This window comes from Kitasatospora sp. NPDC022856, from assembly GCF_055561235.1.
On sequence record NZ_JBVHHE010000127.1, the window covers coordinates 1 to 1,650 of the forward strand.

1 protein-coding gene is annotated in these 1,650 nt (G+C 72.4%); it reads left to right on the forward strand.

The window, feature by feature from the left end; genetic code table 11:
* A partial coding sequence (locus ACZ34W_RS38620) for a condensation domain-containing protein (RefSeq protein WP_465611173.1) occupies positions 1-1,650 on the forward strand: 1,650 nt, incomplete at both ends.

The window sequence follows — 1,650 nt, forward strand, 5'->3', positions numbered from 1 at the left end:
GTCTGGGCCGAGGTCCTCGGCCTGCCGCGGGTCGGTGTGGAGGACAGCTTCTTCGACCTCGGCGGCGACTCCATCCGCGCCGTCCGCCTCGTCGGCGCCCTGCGCGCCGCCGGCTACGACGTCACCATCCCGGACGTCTTCCAGCAGCGCACCATCACCGCCCTCGCGACCCGGATCGGTGACGGCACCGGCGAGTCCCTGATCACCGCCGTCCAGCCCTTCGCCCTCATCGGCGACGACGACCGCACGGCCCTCCCGGCCGACATCGTCGACGCCTACCCGCTCTCCCAGATCCAGACCGGCATGCTCGTCGAACTGCTGGGTTCGGGGGACCGCGGGCTCTACCACAACCTGAACTCCTTCCGGATCCCGGACACCGCGCCCTTCGACGCCGTCGCGTTGCGCGGCGCGCTCGACCTGGTCACCGCCCGGCACGAGATCCTGCGCACCTCGCTGCACCTCGCGGACTTCTCCCAGCCGCTGCAGTCGGTGCACGCCACCGCCGAGGTCCCGCTCACCGTGCACGATCTGCGTGGTCTGACCGAGGCCGAGGTGGCGGAGCGCACGACCGCCTACGTCGAGCAGGAGCGGGCGGCGGGCTTCGACCTGGCCGCCGCCCCGCTGCTGCGGATCGCCGTGCACATCGAGTCCGACCGGGCCTGGCGGGTGACCACCAGCCACAGCCACACCGTGACCGACGGCTGGACGCTCAACTCGCTGCTGATGGAGCTCCTGGAGGTCTACCGGGCGCTGCGCGATGGCCGCGAACCGGCGGTCCACGAGGCGCCCGCCGTCCGCTACGCCGACTACATCGCCGCCGAGCAGACCGCGCTCTCCGACCCGCAGACCCAGGCCTTCTGGCAGCACCTGGTCGACGCCCACAGCCCACTCGCCCTCCCCGGCAGCTGGGCGGATCCGGCGACCCCGGGTACGCCCGTCGGCCGGATCGTCCACTACGGCGACCTGGAGGACGGTCTGCGTCGTCTCGCCGGCGAGGCGAAGACGTCGCTGAAGAGCGTGCTGCTGGCCGCGCACCTCAAGGTGCTCGGCAGCCTGACGGCCGAGGACGCCTTCCACACCGGCGTGGTCTACCACGGCCGCCTGGAAGCGCCCGGCGCGGACCGGGTGCTCGGCATGCACCTCAACACCCTGCCGTTCCCGACCACTCGGGGCGCGAAGACCTGGCGTGAGCTGGTCGAGCAGACTTACGCCACGGAGACCGAGATCTGGTCGCACCGCCGCTACCCGCTGCCCGCCGTCCAGCGCGCCGCCGGCAACTCCGGCGAGCTGGTCTCGATCCTCTTCGAGTACCTGGACTTCCACGTCGTGGACGAGAACTCCGTCGACCTGGACGGGTCGATGGGCGACGGCGCCAACGAGTTCGCCCTCAACGTGCTGGCCCGGCGCGACCATCTGACGCTGGCCGGTACCAGTGCGGCCGTCGACCGGTCGCGGCTGGGCCTGCTGGGTGAGCGTTACCGGCTGGTCCTGGAGGCGATGGCCGCCGACCCCAACGGCGACGCGACCCTCTCCCACCTGCCGGAGGCGGAGCGCGCCCAGCTCACGACCTGGGCCGCGGGCGACCCCGTCGACTGGCCGCAGGGCCTGACCGTCGACCTGATCGAAGCCCAGGCGCAGGCCACGCCCGAC